The following is a 19,984-nucleotide window of genomic DNA, read 5'->3' on the forward strand; positions in this document are numbered from 1 at the left end:
CACGCAAGCGTCGTTACGTAACCGTTTTCCCGAGACTTTACGGCCTCTCACGGGTGCCGTCGGCGTGCCCGCCCCGCTGCGGAGCGGCGACTCCTGCAGCGCCTTGAGCTGCACGTATGTCGGTCCGGGTGCGAGGCCTCGCCGTGCACCCGGTGATAACCCGCCGGACAATCCGCCGTAACAAATTGACGCGCACCTCTTGCTCTGAACGGATCTGTCCGCCTACCGTCCCAGCAACCGCTTACTACAGCTTCTGCTTGGCCGACCCCCCGCAACCGCGAGCCGACGGTTTTCCGGCCGCCGTTCCCGGCCGGCACCACCGAGCCGCCGCCGTCCGCCGTCCTCTCGTTCTGAGAACGTCCTATTCCGAAGGATCACGGTCAGATGAACTTCACCAGCCCCCGGAGAAGGTTCGCCTCCGCCGCTGTCGCGGGCATCGCGCTGACAGGTCTGCTCTCCGCCTGCGGCGGATCCGGCTCGGGCGACGACGCCGCGTCGAAGTCCGGTCCGGTCACCCTCCCCTACTGGGGCTGGGCCAACGGGCAGGAGGCGGTCGTCAAGGCGTTCAACGCCTCGCACAAGGACATCCGGCTGAAGTACACCAAGGTCACCGACCAGCTCACCATGCAGAAGCAGCTCACCAACGCGGTGAAGGCCGGCAACGCCCCCTGCCTGGTGCAGAACACCGCCGAGTACGTGACGAGCTGGGTGTCGCAGGACGCGCTCGCCGACATCACGCGGTATGTCGAGGGCGAGAAGGACACGTTCAACACCGGCGCCTGGGCGAGCGCGCAGGTGCAGGGCAAGCTCTACGGCGTTCCCACCAGCTCGGCGCCGCAGTTCACGATCTACCGCACCGACATCTTCGAGAAGTACGGCCTGAAGCCCCCGGCCACCTGGGACGACTTCATCGCCGCCGGCAAGGTGCTGAAGAAGCACGGCATCAAGATCACCAACTACGCCGGTGAGGACCCGAGCACCCTGGAGGTGCTCGCGATGCAGGCCGGTGCCCACTGGTACGCGATCGACGGCAACGCCTGGAAGGTGAACTTCCAGGACGAGGGCACCCTCAAGGCCGCGAAGGTCATCCAGGAGATCATCGACAACGATCTGAACGCCAAGCTGTCCTTCGCCGACTACGCGGCCGTGCAGCGCAGTTACGACACCGGCGCCACCGCGACCCGGCAGATCTCCACCTGGCAGATGGCCGGCATGGTGCAGAACTTCACCAAGTCCTTCGGCGACTGGGCGCTCGCGCCCTGGCCGACGTACCAGGGCGAGGCGGCCAAGACGCCGGCCGGTACGAATCTGACCGGCAGCGTGACCCTGGTGACCAAGCAGTGCGAGAACCAGGAGCAGGCGGCCAAGGCGGCGCTCTGGATGTCGACGAACCAGGACGCCGTCAAGACGATGGCGAGCCCGGAGACCGGCAACGGCGTGATGCCGGCGCTCAAGGACAGCGGCTCCTACGTCGGTGAGTCGATCTCGCGGAAGCTGCTCGGCGAGAACTACGAGCCGGCGCAGAAGGTCGTCACGGACAGCCTGGGCACCGTCACCACCGACTGGACCTACGGACCCAACTGGACCGCGATGTTCACCGAACTCCAGGCGGGCTGGGCCAAGGTGGTCAACAAGCAGGAGAAGGTCACCGACCTGCTCGCGCACATGCAGGAGTGGACGGTCAAGGACCTGAAGTCCCGCGGTATCAGCGTCAAGGGCTGAGGCATCGATGACTCGCTCCCTGCGCTGGAAGGGCGCCGCGTTCACGGTGCCCTTCCAGCTCGGCTTCGTCTTCCTGTATCTGCTCCCGATCGGCTACGCCGCCTACGAGTCGCTGTTCACGGAGAAGCAGTCCGGGCTCGGCCTCGGCGGCGCGACGACGGAGTTCGTCGGGCTCGACAACTACACCCAGGGCCTGACCGACTCGGCGTTCATGGACTCCGTCCTGCGGGTGGTGCTCTTCGCCTGTGTGCAGATCCCGTTCATGCTGCTGGTCAGCCTGCTGCTGGCGCTGTTCCTGGACGCGCTGACCTCCAGGGTGGCGAGCCGGTTCCGGATCCTGCTGCTGGTGCCGTACATGATCCCCGGCGTGGTCGCGGCGATCGTGTGGGTCAATCTCTACAGCCCGGACGTCGGCCCGCTCACCCCGATCGGCCACGCCCTCGGCTTCGACTGGAACTTCTTCGCGCCGTCGATGGTGTGGCCGTCCATCGGCAATCTGCTGACCTGGCACGGCATCGGCTACAACATGGTGATCATCTACTCGGCGCTGCAGGGCGTGCCGCGCGAGCTGTTCGAGGCGGCGCGGCTGGACGGCGCCTCCGAGCTGCGGATCGCGCGCAGCATCAAGATCCCGTTCGTGCGCGGGGCGCTGGTCCTGACCGGTCTGCTGTCGATCATCCAGATGCTGCAGATCTTCAACGAGCCGGCGCTGTTCCGGAACATCACCCCGCAGACGGTCAGCGACAGCTTCACCCCGATCATGATCATCTACAACCAGGCGTTCAACGCGGGCAACTACCACTACGCGGCCGCCCTGTCCGTGCTCCTGGCGCTCATCCTGGGTGTCGCCTCCTTCCTCTTCTACCGGCTCACCTCGAAGGAGGCCGACTGATGGTGCTGACCGAGCGGACCGCCACCGAGCGGCCCGAAGTCCGGGGCGTGCGGCGCCTGTCCCGCCCGGATCCGGCCTCGCGCGGGCGGGGCGGCCAGCGCTTCCTCCTCGTCGGGCTGGTCCTGGCGAGCGTCTACAGCCTGTTCCCGGTGTGGTGGCTGATCGTCGCCGCGACCAAGGACCGCACGGCGCTGTACCAGAGCAACGGCCTGTGGTTCTCGGGCTGGCATCTGTGGGACAACCTGCATCAGGTGTTCACCTACCAGGACGGCATCTTCCTGCGGTGGACGGCCAACTCGCTGCTGTACGCCGGGGTCGGCTCGCTCGGCGGCACGCTGATCGCCCTCGCGACCGGGTACGGACTGGCCCGGTTCGACTTCCCGGGCCGCAACGCGATCTTCGCGTGTGTCGTGGGCTCGTTCCTGATCCCGATCGCGCTGCTCACGCTCCCGCTGTATCTGCTGTTCTCGGCGATCGGCATGGTGGACACCCCCTGGGCGATGCTCGTCCCCTGCCTCATCAACCCGTTCAGCGTCTATCTGGCCAAGGTGTACACCGAGGCCACGATCCCCTACGAGCTGCTGGAGGCGGCGCGGATCGACGGCGCCGGCGAGCTGCGGATCTTCTTCAGCATCGTGCTGCGGATGATGACGACGGGCGGCGCGACGGTGTTCCTGCTGGCCTTCGTGAACACCTGGAACGCCTTCTTCCTGCCGCTGACGGTGCTGCGCGGCAAGGAGAACTGGACGCTCAACCTCGGCCTCTACAACTGGACGGGCACCCGGCTGGAGTCCGGCATCGACCTGACCGGTCTGGTGCTGACCGGGGCGCTGCTGTCCATCGTGCCGATGGCGATCATGATGGTCGCGATGCGCCGCTACTGGCGGACGGGCGTGACGCTCGGCGCCCTCAAGTGATCCCGGCCGGCCTCCTTCCCTGACTCCCGGGGGCCGCGGGTGACCCGACTCCCCGCGGCCCCCGGGTGCCCGACTCCCCCGGAGTTCCCGCGTGACCGTCCTGCACAACCCCGTCCTCCGCGGCTTCGCCCCCGACCCCTCACTGATCCGGGTCGGCGACTGGTACTACGTGGCCACGAGTTCCTTCGAGTGGTTCCCGACGATCCCGATCCACCGCTCCCGCGACCTGGCCCACTGGGAGTACGCGGGGCACGTCGAGGGGGCGGCGCCCGGGGGCACGCTGGCCGGGGTGCCCGACTCGGGCGGCGTCTGGGCTCCGTCGCTGAGCTGGGACGGGGAACGGTTCTGGGTGACGTACACCGTCGTACGGTCGGTCGGCACGCCGTACTTCGACCTGGACACCTACGTCTCGACGGCCACCGGCGTGGGCGGCGCGTGGAGTGCCCCGCGCCGGGTGGTGAGCCATGGGTTCGATCCGGCGCTGTTCCACGAGGACGGCCGGCTGTGGCTGCTGAACCTGCAGAACGACCATCGGCCGGGAGGGCGGCGGTTCGCGGGGATCGTCGTCACGGAGCTGGACCGGGACACGCTGACACCCGTCGGGCGGACACGTCTGCTGCTCCAGCACGACCGGCTGGTCGAGGGGCCGAAGCTGCTGCGGCGCGAGGGCTGGTACTACCTGGTGCTCGCCGAGGGCGGCACGGGCTGGGAGCACGGGGTGCGGGTGGCCCGCGGCCGGGAACTGACCGGGCCGTACACGCTCGACGACCGGCCGCTGCTGACCACGCGGGACGACGAGGGCGTGCCGTTGCAGAAGGCCGGGCACGGCGAGCTGGTCGAGACGCCGGAGGGGCGGTGGCTGCTCGGTCATCTGACGGCCCGTCCGCTGCACACGCCGCAGGGCCGTCGCTGCACGCTCGGCCGGGAGACCGCGATCCAGGCGGTGACCTGGGACGCGGAGGGCTGGCCCCGGCTGCGGCAGGGCGGTTGGCACCCGGCGGTCGACGTCGACGTGCCGACCCGGCCGCACCCGCTGCCGCCCGCCGCCCCGCCCGAGGGCTTGTCCTGGCCGTGGAGCACCCTGCGCGAGGCGCCGGATCCGTCCTGGGCCGATACGACGGCACGCCCGGGCTGGATCCGGCTGCGCGGCCGGCAGGGGCCGGAGTCCCGCTGGGCGACCAGCCTGCTGGCGCAGCGCGTCACCGAGCACCGCGCCGAGGCCGAAGTCACCGTCGAGGCACGGCCGGTGACCTTCGCCCAGGCCGCGGGGCTGGTGCTCCGGTACGACGCCGAGGCGTATCTCAGCCTGGACCTGACCTGGGCGGAACCGGAGGGCGAGCCGCAGCGGGGGCAGCAGTGGAGCGGGGGTGGTCGTACGGTGCTCAGCCTCGTGGAGCGGGATGAGCACGGTGCGCGGCAGGTCGCCGTGGTGGACGTGCCGGTGGAGGCACCGGTGACGTTGGGGGCGACGGTCGAGGGGGCCGACGCCCGGTTCTGGTACGTACGGGACGGGGTGCGTACGGCGGTCGGACCGGCCCTGGACTTCAGCCGGCTGTCCGACGACCACGGTTCCCGGCTGCGCTTCACCGGGGCGATGGCGGGCATCCACGCCCGGGACCTCGTCGACGCGGCGTTCACGGCGGACTTCACGGGATTCCGGCTGACCTGCACACCCGGCTGAGCGCGGCGGCGCGTTCGGGGTATCGAAAAGCGATGCTCGATTCTGCTCGGAACTGCTTCTCTCCGAGCACGTATTGACATGCCACGGTCGAAGCCCTCAGAGTCATGCCCCGAAAGTCCCGACAGTGCCCCGGCAGTGATGCGAGCCACCTCACCGAGGAGTGTTGCCGTCATGTCCGAAACACCCGCTGTCTCACGCCGACTGCTCCTGGGCGGAGCCGTCGCCACCGGTGCGCTCGCGGCCGGGATGAGCTCCGCGGCACCGGCCGCGGCCGCCGCGACCGGGCAGGCGCCCCGCCGCCGTCCCGGGCAGAAGTCGATGATCGGCGTGCCGTTCGAGGCCCACAGAACCGTCCGCGTCGGTGTCATCGGCCTGGGCAACCGCGGCGCGGGCATGGTCGAGGGCTGGGCGGCCGTGCCCGGCTGCACCGTGACCGCCGTCTGCGACATCCGCGCCGACCGGGCGCGCCGCGCCGCCGACCGGCTGGTGAGCAAGGGCAAGCCCCGCCCCGCCGAGTACGGCGGATCGGCCGGCTCCTACGCCCGCATGCTCCGGCGCGACGACATCGACCTCGTATATGTCGCCACGCCCTGGGAGTTCCACCACGAGCACGGCAGGGCCGCGCTGCTGAGCGGCAGACACGCGGTGGTGGAGCTGCCCGTCGCGACCGAACTGCGCGAGCTGTGGGACCTGGTCGACACCTCCGAGCGCACCCGCAGGCATCTGCTCCTCGCCGAGAACTGCAGCTACGGCCGCAATGAACTGGCCATGCTGCGGATGGCGCACGCCGGTGTGTTCGGCGACATCACCAACGGCCATGGCGGCTACCTCCACGACCTGCGTGAACTCCTCTTCTCCGACACGTACTACACCGACTCCTGGCGGCGGCTGTGGCACACCCGCAGCACCGCGTCCCTCTACCCGATGCACGGGCTGGCCCCGATCGCGGCGGCCATGGACGTCAACCGCGGTGACCGCATGGCCACCCTGTCCGCCACCGCGACCGCCCCGAAGGGGCTGGCCGACTACCGCGAGCGCTTCGTCCCCCGGGACCACCCGTCCTGGAAGGAGACGTACATCAACGGGGACCTGGTCACCTGTCTCATCGAGACGGAACGGGGCAGGGTCGTCCGGGCCGAGCACGACGTGAGTTCACCCCGGCCGTACAGCAGGATCAACACCCTCGCCGGCAGCCGCGGGATCGTCGAGGACTACACCGGGCCCAGCCCGACCGGCGCACGCGTCTACCTGGAACCGGACCACGGCGGCCACACCTGGCGCGACTTCGCCGACTACCGCAAGGAGTACGACCACTGGCTGTGGCGGAAGGTCGGCGACGACGCCGCGAACAACGGCGGTCACGGCGGCATGGACTACGTCCTGCAGTGGCGCACCGTCCAGCTCATGCGCGCCGGGCTGGTGCCCGACATCGACGTCTACGACTCGGCCGCCTGGTGCGCGGCGGTCCCGCTGAGCGCCGCGTCCCTGGAGCGGCAGGGCCGCCCGGTCGAGATCCCGGACTTCACCCGTGGCGCCTGGGCCGGCCGACGGCCCGGCCTCGACTCGGACCCGACGGAGATGCCGCCCGTCGGCTGAGACGCCCCGGCCGGCCACGACACCCGGCCCGGACGTGATCCACCGGCATTCAGTCGCCTGTCTACCCGCCGTCCTGCCCCGCACCTAGAGTAGGAAGCGCTTTCTGCCCGGTGGAGAGGTGGGTTCCCGATGGTCCGTACGGCGAGTGCGAGCGTGGCGGCAGGTCCGACGCTGGCGGTCGTGGCCCGTGAGGCGGGGGTGTCGGTGCCGACCGCGTCCAAGGTGGTCAACGGCCGGGAGGACGTGGCGCCCGAGACCCGCCGCCGGGTCACCGAGGCGCTCGACCGGCTCGGCTATGTGCGCAGACCCCGCTTCGACGCGGCGAAGGCGCCCCGACTGGTCGACCTGGTCGTGCACTCGCTGGAGAGCTCCTGGTCGGGCGCGGTGCTGCACGGGGTGGAGGAGGCGGCGCACGACGCGGGCCTGGAGGTCGTGGTGTCGGCGGCCCTGACCCGCTCCCGGGTCGGCCGCCCGGAGCGCGGCTGGCTGGACAAGCTGGTCGCCCGGGGCTCCTCCGGGGTCCTGTTCAATCTGGCCGAGCTGAGCGACTCGCAGTACGCCTGGCTGGAGCAGCACCGCATCCCGTTCGTGATGATCGACCCGGTCCAGGAGCCGCCGGAGGGAGTCGTCTCGGTGGGGGCGGCGAACTGGCAGGGCGGTCTGACGGCCACCGGGCATCTGCTGTCCCTGGGGCATGAGCGCGTCGCCGTGATCGCCGGCGACCGGCGCACGCTGTGCAGCAGCGCCCGGGTCGCCGGTTACCGCTCGGCGCTCGCCTCGGCCGGGGTGCGGCACCGCGCCGAATACGTACGGCACGCCGGTTTCGACGAGGGCCTGGCCCGCGGCCGCATGCTGGAGCTCCTCGACCTGCCCGAGCCGCCGACGGCCGTCTTCGTCTGCTCGGACCGGATGGCGCTGGGGGTGTACGAGGCCCTGGCCGAGCGGGGGTTGAAGGTCCCGCACGACGTCAGCGTGGTGGGCTTCGACGACCTGCCCGAGGCCCGCTGGGCCTCCCCCGCCCTGACGACGGTCCGCCAGCCGCTGTCGGAGATGGCCGCGACGGCCCTGCGCGCGCTGCTGCGCGTGATGGACGGGCACCGCCCGGAGAGCACACGGACGGAGTTGTCGACCCGGCTGGTGGAACGGGCCAGTACGGCGGCGCCGCGAGCGTAGGACGTTCGGCACGCGCGTGCGCCCTCCCCCACTGACGGTCGCTCCCTCGTCCGTCGCACACCCCCTGCGCGCGCCGCGCGCCCGTCGCCGTGGGGAACTGGTGCGCACGGGCCGGCGTCGAACGGTGCGGTGGGGAGGGGCCGTTGCCCGGGGGCGGGATGGCGGCGGGCAGTGGGGGGACGACCATGACACGCTGGCAGCCGCTTCCGGACGCACTGCCGAGGGAGGCCCGGCATCTGGTCGAGCAGCTGCGGGCCCTGAAGGACCGCACCGGTCTGAGCTTGGCCGAACTGGCGCGGCGGACGGCGTACAGCAAGTCGTCGTGGCAGCGGTATCTCAGCGGGGCCAAGCAGCCGCCGAGGGGGGCGGTGCAGGCGCTGTGCCGGGTGGCCGGAGCGGATCAGGCACGGCTGCTGGCGGTGTGGGAGCTGGCCGATCCGACATGGCCGCGCGGTGCGGCGATGCCGGCCGGGCAGGCGGTGGACGTCGTGGCGCCGCCGCCCGGTGCCGAGTACCGGCGGTGGCGAGCGGCGGCGCTGGTCTCCTTCGCGGTCATCGTCGTACTGGTGGCGGGGCTGCTGTGGGCGCTGCCCACGGGGAGCGGGTGACCCCGGGGTCACCCGCCCGGGCACTCAGCCGACCGTGCGGTAGTGCGCGTTCTTCCAGGGCCCGACGTTCTTGAGCTTCACCTGGTACTTGCCGCCCACGCGCTTGAAGTTGACGTTCCGCGCGTCGCCCTTGTACTGGACGATGTTGCCCGGGAGGCTCTGCAGCCGGGTCTGGGCGAAGTCCCAGCTCTCGCTGACGACGGTGCCGTCGGTCTCGGGGAGGTTGTGCCGGCTCTGCCACCACTGCGTGGCCGACTCGGTCTCCGGTCCGAACGAGCCGTCCATCTGGCTCTTCTTGAAGGGCCGCCACTCGCCCTCGTCGTCCTCCCACAGGGCGCCGTCCGCCCACAGGACCGTCTCCCACAGGGCGATGGCGTTGCCCCTGGAGTAGGCATCGACGCCGAGGTTCTCCTCGTCCTCCCAGTCGTTGGTGACAGCGCCGCCGCCGTCGATGCCGAAGTACGCGGCGGCGTTCGCGGCCGGTGCCAGGGCGATCCCGGTGGCCCCGCCCCCCAGCAACAGGGCCGTCACCATCGCCGTGGCCCGAATGCGCATGCTCATGCGGTGTTCCTTTCCGAACCGCCGTCCCCCGCGGGTCACCCCTGGGGCGGCTCGTCTCGTCTGGCACCGCACAGCCTCACGTCCGGCCCCCGGGCAGGGCGAGCGTTCCCGGCGTTCACGGACCGCCCAGGGACGACTCGGGCGCGGGGCGGCCAAGTCCCGGCCGAGCGTGGGACGCACGGGGCCGTCCTGGGCCGGAAGACGGCTCCCCGGCATCCGGGCCGGTTCCCAACAAAAGTGTTTGTTGGGTCGCCCGGCCCCCCGCACCTCCCCCCGGACGGCACAATGCGTGCATGGATGATGACTGGCAGCAACAGATCGACGCTCTCCAGGAGGAGTTGGTCCGCCGCGACGACCCCGCCGCCTGGGTCCGGGAGGCCGACGCGATGGACGCCTCGCGGCGCTATCCCGCTCTGTCGCTGCGCGGGCCGGTCTTCGGGGTCGCCGCGCAGGATCCCGCAGCGGGACCGGACTGGCGGCTGCTGAAGCCGGTGACGGACGGCATGCCGCAGATGGCCCGGGACGGGCTGCACTCGCACCTGTGGTTCATGGCGAAGGACGACACCGACGACCCGGCCGTCCGGCGCGAACTGCTGGCCGCCGTCGCGGTGATGGAGCGCGAGCCGGTGAACGAGGTGGAGGCGTGCGGGGTGCGCTACCGGGTCGTACGCGGCGACGAGTTCGCCCGCTGCGACGACGACGGTCTCGAACCGCCGCGCCCCACCGACCTGGAGCCGGCCTCGCGGTCGTGGGACAAGCGAGCGAAGGACACCCCCTCCCCGGACGTCGGCTTCCTCCTCGACCCGGCCCGCCCGGACGGTCTGGCGGCGGGCGCGCTGCGGCTGGGGCTGAGCGACTTCGCGTACACGGGCGCCCGCTTTCCCTCCGACGTCCGCCGGGACTCCGAGCGTGCGGTGACCACCCACCCGGAGCCCGTGCTGCTGCCCACCGGATTCGGCGTGGTCGAGCGCGGCCGGCACGGCTGGCAGCCATGCGGCACGCTCATGGCCTCACCCCACGACGCCCGGCGGCTGCTCTACAACGGCATGTCCGAGATCTGGGCGATGCTCTACCAGTACGACGACGCCAAGAAGGCGCGGTACGCGCGCGCCGCCGAGGAGTACAAGGCACTCGACCGCGCCGACGAGTTCCGCTTCGACGACCGCCTCTTCCGGATCTGCCGCGTCGAACGCTTTCTGCGCATGGGCCCCGACGGACCGGAAGGCCCGCGCCCTTCGGACATCGACGAGTACGGCCCCATGAAGATGCACCCGACGATGGACGAGGACGGCACCATCCACTACGAGTCGGAGACGGCGGACTAGAGAGGACCGGGGAGGACCGGGGAGGCCCAGGAAGGACTAGGCCCGTTCCATCAGCCGCTTGAGGGCGGTGAGGTCGGCGGAGACCGCCTCACCGTCGCGGCGGAACTCCTCGTCGCTCATCCCGGGCCGCCGGCGCAGGGTGAACACCACCTCGCAGCCGTCGCCGTCGGCGATCACCCGCATCGGATTGTGCACGGTCTGCCCCGAGGGCAGGGTGACGTCGTGGTCGAGCACGCCGAACTCGTTCCTGGGCGTGAACACGACCACGACCCGCCCCATGGGCGACTCCCCCACCCACCGGCCGTCCACCTTCTCCATGGAACGGGCCAGCCCGGGAGCCCAGCCGGGGACGTTGACGGGGTCGCAGACGTAGTCGTAGACCTCCTGGGCGGGACGGTCGATCGGAATGCCGAGGTGCCGGGATCGCTGTGTCGTGGTCGTCATGGCGGCGACGTTACGCGGGCGGCCGGGAGAGGGTCTTGAACGGATCGGACACGGGCGCGGCCGGGGTGGGACCGGGTGTCCGTTTCCTTCAAGACCGCCCGCCCCGGGCCTGCCTACGGTGGGCCCATGAACGCACGATTCGATGCCATCGGCCTGGTCGTCTCCGACATGGCCGCCTCCGTCGCCTTCTACCGCCGGCTCGGGTTCGCCTTCCCGGACGGCGCCGAGGAGCAGCCGCACGCCGAGGCGGAACTGCCCGGCGGGCTCCGGCTGATGTTCGACACCGAGGAGACGGTCCGCTCCTTCCTCCCGGCGTGGCAGCCGCCCGCCGGCGGGGGCCGGGCCTCGCTGGCCCTGCGGTGCGACGGGCCGGCGGACGTGGACGCGATGTACGAGGAACTGGTGGGCTCCGGGTACCACGGCGAACTCAAGCCCTGGGACGCCTTCTGGGGCCAGCGGTACGCCGTCGTGCTCGACCCTGACGGCAATGGGGTGGACCTGTTCGCCCCGCTAGCCTCGGCCGGCGAGTAGCTCACCCAGCGGCACACCCGCCAGCTCCCTGACGTCACGGGCCAGATGGGCCTGGTCGGCGTATCCGGCCCGGGCGGCCGTATCCGCGAAGGGCACACCGCGCCGGGCCAGTGCGAGCGCGCGGCGCAGCCGCAGGATACGGGCCAGGGTCTTGGGGCCGTAGCCGAACGCGGCGAGCGAACGGCGATGCAACTGGCGTGCCCCCAGGCCGAGTTCATCGGCGGTGGCGGCGACCGGGCGGCCCGTGTCGAGGGCCGTGACGACCTGCCGCAGTACCGGGTCCGGGGGTCCGGCACCGGCCGCCTGCCGCAGCGCCGCCTCCTCCAGGCCGCTCGCCGGGTCGGGGGCCGCGTTCACGCGGTCGGCCAGGCGGCGCACCTCCGAGGCCGGCCACAGATCCGCCAGCTCGACGCGGCGGTCTCGCAGCTCGTGCGCGGGGACGCCGAGGAGCGCGGGAGCCGTGCCCGGGTAGAAGCGGATCCCGGCCCAGGCACCGGCCTCGCCGTCCGTCAGGTAGGCGTGGGTGTCGGGCCCGGCGACCAGCAGCCGCCCTTCGTGCCACAGCAGGTCCATGCATCCGTCGGGCAGCACGCGCCCCACCCCGTCCCGGTCCGGGGTGTTGGTCCACACGACCGCTCCCGCCAGCCGCGACGCCCACTCCACGTACACGTGGCCAGGCTACGCCGCCCCTGGCCCCTCACGCCGCCCGTGCCCGGTACTCCACCGGGCTCACCCCGTACACCCGCTTGAACGCGGTCGACAGGGCGAACGCGCTGCCGTAGCCGACCCGGCGGGCCACCGCGTCGAGCGTGTCGTCGGAGTCGCGCAGCCGGTCGGCGGCCAGGGCGAGGCGCCAGCCGGTGAGGTACGTCATCGGGGGCTCGCCCACCAGGCCGGTGAAGCGGCGGGCGAGCGCGGCGCGGGACACTCCCGCCTTGGCGGCGAGCGAGGAGACGGTCCACGGGTGGGCGGGGTCGTCCTGGAGCAGACGCAGCACACCGCCGACGACCGGGTCGGCGAGGGCCCGGTACCAGGCGGGGGCCGCCGCCTCCGGGCGGGCGAACCAGGCCCGCAGGGCGGCGATGACCAGCAGGTCGAGCAGCCGGTCCAGGACGACCTCCTGGCCGGGCTCGTCGCGGACGATCTCCTCGGCGACGTACGGCGTGAGCGGGCAGGCCCACACGTCGGAAGGGAGGGTGAGCAGGGGCGGCAGGGCGTCCAGCAGCCGTCGGCCGACCTCGCCCCGCATCGGGTAGGTGCCGATCAGCATCACGGTGGCGCCGTCGAGCCGGTCGCCCCAGGTGCGCACCCCCAGGTCCATGGAGCCGTTGAGGGGCCGTCCGTCGGGGTAGCGGCACTCCTGGTCGGGAAGGATCAGTGCCTGCGGGGCCGTACCGGGGTCGTCGGCGCAGGTGTACGGGTCCGGGCCGCGGGCGATGGCGAGGTCCCCGGCCCGCAGCAGGACGCGCTCGCCCCGGTCGGGCACCACCCAGGCCTCGCCGCGCGCTACGAGCATCACGGTGAGCGGGGCCCGGTCCTCCACGCGGACCGCCCACGGCGGGTCGAAACACGCCCTGATCATGAACGCGCCCCGCGCGCGGGGGCCGTCCAGTAGCCCTGCGACTGCGTCCATGGGGCCAGGTTAGACGCGGGCGTATGGGAATGAGCCGTTCAGCGATGGTTCCGTGGCGCGTACGGCAGTTGACTCGACGGCATGACGAACACGACACGGAACACGCAGGGCATGACGGTGGTGGTGACGGGCGCCTCGGGCCGCACGGGGAGCCGGGTGGCGCGGGCCGCGGAGGCCGCGGGGCTCACGGTGCGGGCCGCGTCCCGGGCGACCGGGTTCGACTGGTGGGACCGCTCGACCTGGGCGGCGACCCTGCGCGGGGCCGACGCGGCCTATCTCGCCCACCCCTCGGACGTCGGCGCGCCCGGCGCCGCCGAGGCGGTCGGGGCGCTGGCGCGGGAGGCGGTCGGGCTCGGGGTGCGGCGGCTGGTGCTGCTGTCCGCGCGGGGCGAGGACCAGGCCGTGGCGACCGAGGAGGCGCTGCACGCCTCGGGAGCGGACTGGACGGTCGTACGGGCCGCGTGGTTCGCGCAGAACTTCAGCGAGGGCCCGCTGGTGGCGGAGCTGCGGGAGCGCGGTGAGCTGGTGTTCCCGGCCGACGAGGTGCGCGAGCCGTTCCTCGACGTGCGCGACATCGCGGACGTGGTGGTGGCCGCGCTGACGGGCGGCGAGCGGTACGTGGGCCGGACGCTCACCCTGTCGGGGGCGCGGCTGCTGACCTTCGGGGAGGCGGTCGCGGAGATCGCCGCGGCGACGGGGCGGCCGCTGACGTACCGGGCCGTCTCCACGCGGGACTACGGCGAGGCCATGGTCGGCTTCGGTCTGCCACCGGAGGAGGTCGCGGCCATGACCGGCATCTTCGACACCCTCCTCGACGGCCGCAACGCGCACCTCGAGGACGGTGTGCGCGAGGTCCTGGGCCGCGCGCCCCGGGACTTCGCCGAGTTCGTGCGGGAGGAGGCGGCGGCCGGGACCTGGAAGGCCTGAGACCGCCGTCCGTCACTTCTCCTCGGGCGGCTGCCTCTCCCCGTTGGCCTCGCTGTTCTTCGCGTGGGCGCTCTTCACATGGGTGCTCTTCACATGCGTGCGCAGGCGGGCCGAGACGTCCTCCGGGGGCAGGAAGCGGGACCAGCGTTCGGGGAACTCGGAGGGCATGTCGGGGTCGGCCTCCCCGTGGGCGGCGGCGCGGGCCACGTACTCGGCGACCTGCGCCTGGCGCAGCCGCTCGTTGGCCTCACGGGCCGCGGCCGTGGCGGCGGCCGGCCAGACCCGGTCGATGGCGGCGTTGACCGCGGCCCCGACCAGCACCGCGAACGCGGACACACCGATCCACAGCAGCACGGCGACGGGCGCGGCCAGGGAGCCGTAGATCGTGGGGCCCTCGACCGTGCTGGTCAGATAGATCCGCAGCAGGAAGCTGCCGAGCACCCACATGCCGAGGGCGACGAGCGCTCCGGGCACGTCCTCGATCCACGGAGAGCGGACGGGCACGGACACGTGATAGAGGGTCGTGAGGAAGGCGATCGACAGCAGTATCACCACGGGCCAGTACAGGACCTGCACGACCGTCGTCGACCACGGCACGATCCGCACCACCGCGTCCGGCCCGGCCACCATCAGCGGCAGCGCGATGGAGCCGATCAGCAGGGCCACGATGAACAGCGCGAAGGCCAGCAGCCGCGTCTTGACGATGCCCCGGACCCCGTCGAGGCCGTACATGACGGTGATGGTGTCGATGAAGACGTTCACGGCACGGGAGCCGGACCACAGGGCGAACAGGAAGCCGATGGAGATGACGTCGGGCCGGCCGCCCTTCATCACGTCGTGCAGGATCGGCTCGGCGATCTCCCTGACGCCCTGGTCGGAGAGGATCGTGCGCGCGGCCTCCAGGATGTTGGCCTGGAGGCTCTCGATGGTGTCGGCGCCGGTCCAGGCGTCGACGTAGCCGAGCAGTCCGATCATGCTGAGCAGCAGCGGCGGCACCGACAGCAGCGTGAAGAACGCGGCCTCGGCGGCGAGGCCCAGGATGCGGTACTCGATGCAGGAGTTGACGGTGTCCTTGAGCAGCAGCCAGGCGGTCCTGCGCTTGGATACGTTCCGGTAGAGGGCCCGCGCCCGGTGGAGGCGTCCGGAGGGTGTGTCGGGGGTTTCACTTCCTGGCTGCACCCCCTAACGGTATCCGTCGCGCCCGAGCGCACTCACCCGGTAGGTTCGCACCATGGCTGGCAGCACGCACTCCGTGAGCAACCAGGTCCCGCCGCTGGTCGGGTACGACGTCTTCACCGCGGACCAGGCCCTCACGGCCGGGGTCGAACGGCATCTGGATCCGGAGCTGCTCGACGAGGTGCTCGGCGAGCTGTCGGCGCTCGGGCGGGCCTCCGGCGCGGCCCAGGTGCAGGAGTGGGGCGTGCGCGCCAACGAGAATCCGCCGCGGCTGCGCACCCACGACCGGTACGGCGAGCGGATCGACGAGGTCGACTTCCATCCGTCCTGGCACCGGCTGCTCGGCAAGGGTGTCTCGGCCGGTCTGACGGCGGCCTGGGCCCGGCCCGGCGGGCACGTCCGGCGGGCGGCGGCGTTCCTGGTGTGGACGCAGGTCGAGGCGGGCAACGGCTGCCCGCTGTCGATGACGCACGCGGCGGTGCCCGCCCTGCGCACGGACCCGGAGCTGGCCGCCGAGTGGGAGCCGCGGCTGACGTCCATGGTCTACGACCGTGAGCTGCGGCCCGCGCACCTGAAGGCCGGCGCGCTGTTCGGGATGGGCATGACGGAGAAGCAGGGCGGCAGCGACGTCCGGGCGAACACGACCTCCGCGCGGCCCCTCGCCGAGGACGGGACGTACGAACTGACCGGGCACAAGTGGTTCTGCTCGGCGCCGATGTCCGACGGCTTCCTGGTGCTGGCGCAGGCTCCGGGCGGGCTGACCTGCTTCCTGGTGCCGCGGGTGCTGGCGGACGGGACGCGCAACGTGTTCCTGGTCCAGCGGCTCAAGGACAAGCTCGGCAACCGGTCGAACGCCTCGGCGGAGGTCGAGTTCGACGGGACCTGGGCGCGCCGGGTCGGCGAGGAGGGGCGCGGGGTGCGCACCATCATCGGGATGGTCGCGGCGACCCGGCTCGACTGTGTGCTGGGCTCGGCGGGGCTGATGCGGCAGGCCGTGGCGCAGGCGGTGCACCACTGCACCCACCGCGAGGCGTTCGGCGGGAAGCTCGTCGACAAGCCGCTGATGCGCAATGTCCTCGCCGATCTCGCCCTGGAGTCGGAGGCGGCGACGACGCTGGCGCTGCGGCTCGCGGCCGCCTACGACGACGGCGGCGAGCAGGAGCGGGCGCTGCTGCGGATCGCGGTGCCGGCCGCCAAGTACTGGGTGACCAAGCGGTGCCCGCCGGTGGCGGTGGAGGCGGCGGAGTGCCTGGGCGGCAACGGGTACGTCGAGGAGTCCGGAATGCCCCGGCTGGTGCGGGAGTCGCCGCTCAACTCGGTCTGGGAGGGCGCGGGCAATGTCCAGGCCCTCGATGTGCTGCGGGCGTTGCAGCGGGAGCCGGGCGCGCTGGACGCGTATCTGCGGGAGGTCGGGCAGGCGCGCGGCGCCGACCACCGGCTCGACGGGGCCATCAAGAACCTGCTGACCGAACTGGCCGATCTGGAGGGCGTGGAGGGGCGGGCGCGACGGCTGGCGGAGCGGCTCGCGCTGGTGCTCCAGGGATCGCTGCTGGTCAGGTTCGCGCCGCCGCAGGTGGCCGACGCGTTCTGCGCCGCCCGGCTGGGCGGTGACGGGGGCGCGGCCTTCGGGACGCTGCCGCACACGCTGGATCTGGCGGCGGTGGTGGAGCGGGCGCGTCCGGTGTCCTGACCCGGTGTTCGACCTGGTGCTCTGACCTGGTGTTCTGAACCGCTCGCCCGGGAGCGGGGGTGGTGCTGCGCCGACACGGCACCACCCCCGCGGCACTGGCCCGTTCGAGCCATCGAACGCCGCTCGGGACGGCGCTGCTCAATTTTCAGCCACGGCCCGGCCGTTCACCAGGGTTGCAAGGGGTTGCAACTTGATGCCGACTGTGTGCGGAGTGTGCGCGTCCGTCAGGGGCAGACGGCACTATGAGACGGACAGTCGGAAACGGCTCCGGGGGGACACGCCGATGGACGTCACGCAGCTCGCCGCGGTGAACGCCACGCGGGCGGCCCGGGTCCTCGACGAGGTCCGTTCCGCCCGGCTCGCCGGGCAGCCCGCCCCCGTGGCGCCGCGGCCGGTCATCGAGCAGTCCTGGGAGCGGATGCTGCGCGGCGGCGTCGACCCGGACCACGACGTCCGGGCGGGGCTGCTGCCCCTGGACGAGGTGCGGCGGCGGCGCGAGACCTCGGCGCTGCGCCATGTGCTGCCGGTGCTGCGGGAGGGGCTGCTGGCGGTCGCGGACATCGCGCACCACATCATGGTGGTCGCCGACGAGGAGGGCCGGGTGCTGTGGCGCGAGGGCAGCGCGCCGGTGCTGCGCAAGGCCGACGGGCTCGGGTTCGAACTCGGCGCGGACTGGCGCGAGGACGTCGTCGGCACGAACGGCCTGGGCACTCCGGCGGTGGTGCGCCGGCCCGTGCAGGTCTTCGCCGCCGAGCACTTCGTGCGCTCCCAGGCCGGCTGGACCTGCGCCGGCGCTCCCCTGACGGATCCCCGGGACGGCAGGCTGCTCGGCGTGGTGGACGTGAGCGGGCCGCTGGAGACGATGCATCCGGCCACGCTCGCCTGGGTCGACTCGGTGGCCAAGCTCGCCGAGGCCCGGCTGCGGGAGATGCACGTGGAGTCGCTGGAGCGGCTGCGCGCGGTGGCGGCGCCGGTGCTGGCCCGGCTCGGCGGGCGCGCCCTGGTGGTCGACCCGGACGGCTGGACCGCCGCGGTGAGCGGGATGCCGTACACCCGGCGGATCGCCCTGCCCAAGTCGCTGTCGGCGGGCCCGCGGTGGCTGCCGGTGCTCGGGCCGTGCTCGGTCGAGCCGCTGGCCGGGGGCTGGCTGGTGCGGGCCGCCGCCGACGAGCCGGTGCCGCACGGGGCGACCAGGATCGTGCTGGACCTCAGACAGGCGCGGAGCTGGTCGGTGGAGGTCTCCCAAGGCGCCGGGTCCTGGGCCCGCGAACTGAGTCCCCGGCATGCCGAGTTGCTGTACCTCCTCGCCGTCCACCGCACCGGGCGCAGCGCCTCGGGCCTGGCCGGGGACGTGTTCGGCGACCCGGCCCGCACGGTGACGGTGCGCGCCGAGATGTCGCGGGTACGGCGGTATCTGGGGGCGTTGCTGGAGCACCGGCCGTACCGGTTCGCCGAGGACGCCGAGGTCGAGCTGCTGCTCCCGGACGACCCGCAAGATCTGCTGCCGTACACCACGGCACCGGCGGTGCGCGGGCTCCGCGCCTCCGCACCGGCCCCCTGAGGTTCACCGGACGTGTCGCCCGACTGTCGCCCAGGGGTACATCTTTCGCATATTTGCGGGGTCTTCGTCCGCCACCCCGCTCACCTGCCGTAGCATCCCTCTACGGGTCACCCCACCTGCTCCTCCGTCAACGTATGGATCATCAGGCGCAGTTGGCCCGCCTCAGGAGGGCGTTATGAAGCATCGCGGCAGACACCGGCGGCGCAGGCGGGGCAGGGCGGTACGGGCGACGCTGGCCGGGACGGCCCTCGCGCTCACCGCCGCAGCCACCCTGATCAGCGCTTCGCAGGCCGAGGTCACGGACGCCCCGGGGACCCTGAAGCCGATCAGTGCGACCGCCGAGGCCGGGCGGCTGCCGCTGGCCGAGCACCGGGTGCCGGATCAGTGGCTCGACCGGCTCTCCTCCGAGATGGGCCGCCCCGTCGGCGTCGGCGCGGTGCTGGAGAGCGCCGACCGCCCGCTGCGGGACGCGGCCGGCTGTTCGACCGCCGAGAAGCAGGCCCTGCCCATAGAACCGGCGGCCACCCGCGCGTACTGCTTCGGCGGCGCCGACACCCGGGGCTGGCGGCCCGGCGCGGTCACCACCTCGGGAGACGCGGACGACGACGGCCGCTGGGGCGACAACCGTGTGATCCTCTCCGGCTGGACCAACGGCGCCGAGGGCGGCTCCATGGACGGCCCGGCGCCCGAGCGGGGCCTGGCCAAGGTCGCCTTCGTCGACGCGAACGACCCGGACCGGCTCCGCTACACCTGGGCCCTGCTGGCCGTCCCGGTGGACGGCGGGCACGACTACCGGGGGCTGGTCTCGCCTCTGTCCGGCATGGTCTGGTACCAGGACAAGCTGCTGGTGACGACCCGCGAGGGCGACCGGAACGCGCTGTACGTGTACGACATGGACCGCATCCAGCGCGCCACCGTCGACTCCGAGGCGGTCGGCCGGGTGCGCGGCGGCTGGGCGGCGCACGGCTACCGGTACGTGCTGCCCGCCGTCGGCTCGTACACCCTGCAAGGCGGCGACGACGCGCGCCCGGCCACCGTCTCCCTGGACCGCAGTACCTCCCCCGACAGTCTGGTCGCGAGCGAGTGGGTGCCCGCGGACGGCGACCGGCGCACCCGGCTGTGGCGCTACGCGCTGAGCCGGGACCCGGCCCGGCCCGGCCTGCTCAGCACCGACTCCTTCGGACGCGCGGACCCGGTCGAGGCGTACGAGACGAAGACGACCGATGTGCGGGGCGTGCTGGCGTACCGCTCGGGCTGGTATCTCGACCGCGCGGCGGGCTCACCGGGCGGGCACGGGACGCTGTGGCGCCAGGACACCGGCAGCGCCCGGGCGACGGAGTGCGGGACGGACGAGACCCGGCACTGCTGGAGCGGCCGGTCGGGCTCCCTGTCCTACTGGGAGGAGACCGGCGAGGTCTGGTCCCAGTCCGGCGGCATGCTGTTCGCACTGCCCCTGTCCTCGGTCGACCGGGCCCTCGACTAGGGCGCCTCCGGCCGCGTGCCGCCCATGACCCGGGCCCCGGGGGTTCGACAGTTCGTCACACCTG

General features: G+C 72.4%; 18 protein-coding genes. 13 read left to right on the forward strand and 5 right to left on the reverse strand.

Going from position 1 to position 19,984, the window contains the following annotated elements; translation table 11 throughout:
- The first annotated feature begins 384 nt into the window (after positions 1-384).
- From KJK29_RS06720 to KJK29_RS06750, 7 genes are all read left to right on the forward strand, one after another.
- Positions 385-1,722 (forward strand): ABC transporter substrate-binding protein, encoded by a 1,338-nt coding sequence (locus KJK29_RS06720; protein ID WP_215117786.1) that lies wholly within the window; start codon positions 385-387, stop codon positions 1,720-1,722.
- Between the two features lie 7 nt (positions 1,723-1,729).
- Positions 1,730-2,614, forward strand: a complete 885-nt coding sequence (locus KJK29_RS06725; protein WP_215117787.1) for a carbohydrate ABC transporter permease — start codon at positions 1,730-1,732, stop codon at positions 2,612-2,614.
- The gene (locus tag KJK29_RS06730) at positions 2,614-3,531 is read left to right on the forward strand and encodes a carbohydrate ABC transporter permease (RefSeq protein ID WP_215117788.1); all 918 of its coding nucleotides are present in this window, start codon (positions 2,614-2,616) and stop codon (positions 3,529-3,531) included. The genes KJK29_RS06725 and KJK29_RS06730 overlap by 1 nt, the downstream gene beginning before the upstream one ends.
- Positions 3,532-3,622: 91 nt before the next feature.
- A complete protein-coding gene (locus KJK29_RS06735) occupies positions 3,623-5,212 on the forward strand; it encodes a family 43 glycosylhydrolase (RefSeq protein ID WP_215117789.1) in 1,590 nt (529 codons plus the stop codon).
- Positions 5,213-5,383: 171 nt separating this feature from the next.
- A complete protein-coding gene (locus tag KJK29_RS06740; RefSeq protein ID WP_215117790.1) occupies positions 5,384-6,808 on the forward strand; it encodes a Gfo/Idh/MocA family protein in 1,425 nt (474 codons plus the stop codon).
- Between the two features lie 129 nt (positions 6,809-6,937).
- Positions 6,938-7,981, forward strand: coding sequence for a LacI family DNA-binding transcriptional regulator (locus tag KJK29_RS06745; protein ID WP_215117791.1), 1,044 nt, complete (start codon positions 6,938-6,940; stop codon positions 7,979-7,981).
- Positions 7,982-8,166: 185 nt separating this feature from the next.
- The gene (locus KJK29_RS06750; protein WP_215117792.1) at positions 8,167-8,589 is read left to right on the forward strand and encodes a helix-turn-helix domain-containing protein; all 423 of its coding nucleotides are present in this window, start codon (positions 8,167-8,169) and stop codon (positions 8,587-8,589) included.
- 24 nt (positions 8,590-8,613) lie between these two features.
- On the opposite strand, the gene KJK29_RS06755 is transcribed toward KJK29_RS06750, so the two are convergent.
- Positions 8,614-9,150 (reverse strand): hypothetical protein, encoded by a 537-nt coding sequence (locus tag KJK29_RS06755; protein WP_215117793.1) that lies wholly within the window; start codon positions 9,148-9,150, stop codon positions 8,614-8,616.
- 293 nt (positions 9,151-9,443) lie between these two features.
- Here KJK29_RS06755 and KJK29_RS06760 point away from each other — a divergent pair, with 293 nt between their 5' ends.
- Positions 9,444-10,475: a DUF5954 family protein gene (locus KJK29_RS06760; protein WP_215117794.1), complete on the forward strand. Its 1,032-nt coding sequence runs from the start codon at positions 9,444-9,446 to the stop codon at positions 10,473-10,475.
- A gap of 36 nt (positions 10,476-10,511) precedes the next feature.
- Here KJK29_RS06760 and KJK29_RS06765 read toward each other — a convergent pair whose 3' ends face one another.
- Positions 10,512-10,919 (reverse strand): SRPBCC family protein, encoded by a 408-nt coding sequence (locus KJK29_RS06765; protein WP_215117795.1) that lies wholly within the window; start codon positions 10,917-10,919, stop codon positions 10,512-10,514.
- 126 nt (positions 10,920-11,045) lie between these two features.
- Between KJK29_RS06765 and KJK29_RS06770 the strand changes: the two genes are divergently transcribed.
- The gene (locus tag KJK29_RS06770; RefSeq protein ID WP_215117796.1) at positions 11,046-11,450 is read left to right on the forward strand and encodes a VOC family protein; all 405 of its coding nucleotides are present in this window, start codon (positions 11,046-11,048) and stop codon (positions 11,448-11,450) included.
- Here KJK29_RS06770 and KJK29_RS06775 read toward each other — a convergent pair.
- Positions 11,430-12,119 carry a helix-turn-helix domain-containing protein gene (locus KJK29_RS06775; RefSeq protein WP_215117797.1) on the reverse strand — a complete coding sequence of 230 codons (690 nt, stop codon included), beginning with the start codon at positions 12,117-12,119 and terminating at the stop codon, positions 11,430-11,432. The two genes, KJK29_RS06770 and KJK29_RS06775, sit on opposite strands and share 21 nt — an antisense overlap.
- Before the next feature lie 28 nt (positions 12,120-12,147).
- Positions 12,148-13,083 (reverse strand): AraC family transcriptional regulator, encoded by a 936-nt coding sequence (locus KJK29_RS06780; protein ID WP_215117798.1) that lies wholly within the window; start codon positions 13,081-13,083, stop codon positions 12,148-12,150.
- 81 nt (positions 13,084-13,164) lie between these two features.
- Here KJK29_RS06780 and KJK29_RS06785 point away from each other — a divergent pair, with 81 nt between their 5' ends.
- Positions 13,165-14,010, forward strand: coding sequence for an NmrA family NAD(P)-binding protein (locus KJK29_RS06785; RefSeq protein WP_215117799.1), 846 nt, complete (start codon positions 13,165-13,167; stop codon positions 14,008-14,010).
- A gap of 12 nt (positions 14,011-14,022) precedes the next feature.
- On the opposite strand, the gene KJK29_RS06790 is transcribed toward KJK29_RS06785, so the two are convergent.
- Positions 14,023-15,189: a YihY/virulence factor BrkB family protein gene (locus KJK29_RS06790; protein ID WP_251057730.1), complete on the reverse strand. Its 1,167-nt coding sequence runs from the start codon at positions 15,187-15,189 to the stop codon at positions 14,023-14,025.
- A 52-nt stretch (positions 15,190-15,241) separates the two neighbouring features.
- Here KJK29_RS06790 and KJK29_RS06795 point away from each other — a divergent pair, with 52 nt between their 5' ends.
- The 3 genes from KJK29_RS06795 to KJK29_RS06805 all read left to right on the forward strand — a co-directional run bounded on the left by KJK29_RS06795 (position 15,242) and on the right by KJK29_RS06805 (position 19,920).
- The gene (locus tag KJK29_RS06795) at positions 15,242-16,876 is read left to right on the forward strand and encodes an acyl-CoA dehydrogenase family protein (RefSeq protein ID WP_215117800.1); all 1,635 of its coding nucleotides are present in this window, start codon (positions 15,242-15,244) and stop codon (positions 16,874-16,876) included.
- A gap of 283 nt (positions 16,877-17,159) precedes the next feature.
- Entirely contained in the window at positions 17,160-18,437 is a 1,278-nt protein-coding gene (locus KJK29_RS06800; protein WP_215117801.1) for a GAF domain-containing protein, read from the forward strand.
- 175 nt (positions 18,438-18,612) lie between these two features.
- Entirely contained in the window at positions 18,613-19,920 is a 1,308-nt protein-coding gene (locus KJK29_RS06805) for a hypothetical protein (RefSeq protein WP_215117802.1), read from the forward strand.
- Positions 19,921-19,984 lie beyond the last annotated feature (64 nt).

This window comes from Streptomyces koelreuteriae (assembly GCF_018604545.1).
In the GTDB taxonomy this organism is placed as follows: domain Bacteria; phylum Actinomycetota; class Actinomycetes; order Streptomycetales; family Streptomycetaceae; genus Streptomyces; species Streptomyces koelreuteriae.

What these genes read in the sequence shown, in the direction of transcription:
- KJK29_RS06720 (WP_215117786.1), top strand. Translation starts at nt 385, where the DNA reads ATGAACTTCACCAGCCCCCGGAGAAGGTTCGCCTCCGCCGCTGTCGCG.
- KJK29_RS06725 (WP_215117787.1), top strand. Translation starts at nt 1,730, where the DNA reads ATGACTCGCTCCCTGCGCTGGAAGGGCGCCGCGTTCACGGTGCCCTTC.
- KJK29_RS06730 (WP_215117788.1), top strand. Translation starts at nt 2,614, where the DNA reads ATGGTGCTGACCGAGCGGACCGCCACCGAGCGGCCCGAAGTCCGGGGC.
- KJK29_RS06740 (WP_215117790.1), top strand. Translation starts at nt 5,384, where the DNA reads ATGTCCGAAACACCCGCTGTCTCACGCCGACTGCTCCTGGGCGGAGCC.
- KJK29_RS06745 (WP_215117791.1), top strand. Translation starts at nt 6,938, where the DNA reads ATGGTCCGTACGGCGAGTGCGAGCGTGGCGGCAGGTCCGACGCTGGCG.
- KJK29_RS06750 (WP_215117792.1), top strand. Translation starts at nt 8,167, where the DNA reads ATGACACGCTGGCAGCCGCTTCCGGACGCACTGCCGAGGGAGGCCCGG.
- KJK29_RS06755 (WP_215117793.1), bottom strand. Translation starts at nt 9,150, where the DNA reads ATGAGCATGCGCATTCGGGCCACGGCGATGGTGACGGCCCTGTTGCTG.
- KJK29_RS06760 (WP_215117794.1), top strand. Translation starts at nt 9,444, where the DNA reads ATGGATGATGACTGGCAGCAACAGATCGACGCTCTCCAGGAGGAGTTG.
- KJK29_RS06765 (WP_215117795.1), bottom strand. Translation starts at nt 10,919, where the DNA reads ATGACGACCACGACACAGCGATCCCGGCACCTCGGCATTCCGATCGAC.
- KJK29_RS06770 (WP_215117796.1), top strand. Translation starts at nt 11,046, where the DNA reads ATGAACGCACGATTCGATGCCATCGGCCTGGTCGTCTCCGACATGGCC.
- KJK29_RS06780 (WP_215117798.1), bottom strand. Translation starts at nt 13,083, where the DNA reads ATGGACGCAGTCGCAGGGCTACTGGACGGCCCCCGCGCGCGGGGCGCG.
- KJK29_RS06785 (WP_215117799.1), top strand. Translation starts at nt 13,165, where the DNA reads ATGACGAACACGACACGGAACACGCAGGGCATGACGGTGGTGGTGACG.
- KJK29_RS06795 (WP_215117800.1), top strand. Translation starts at nt 15,242, where the DNA reads ATGGCTGGCAGCACGCACTCCGTGAGCAACCAGGTCCCGCCGCTGGTC.
- KJK29_RS06800 (WP_215117801.1), top strand. Translation starts at nt 17,160, where the DNA reads ATGGACGTCACGCAGCTCGCCGCGGTGAACGCCACGCGGGCGGCCCGG.
- KJK29_RS06805 (WP_215117802.1), top strand. Translation starts at nt 18,613, where the DNA reads ATGAAGCATCGCGGCAGACACCGGCGGCGCAGGCGGGGCAGGGCGGTA.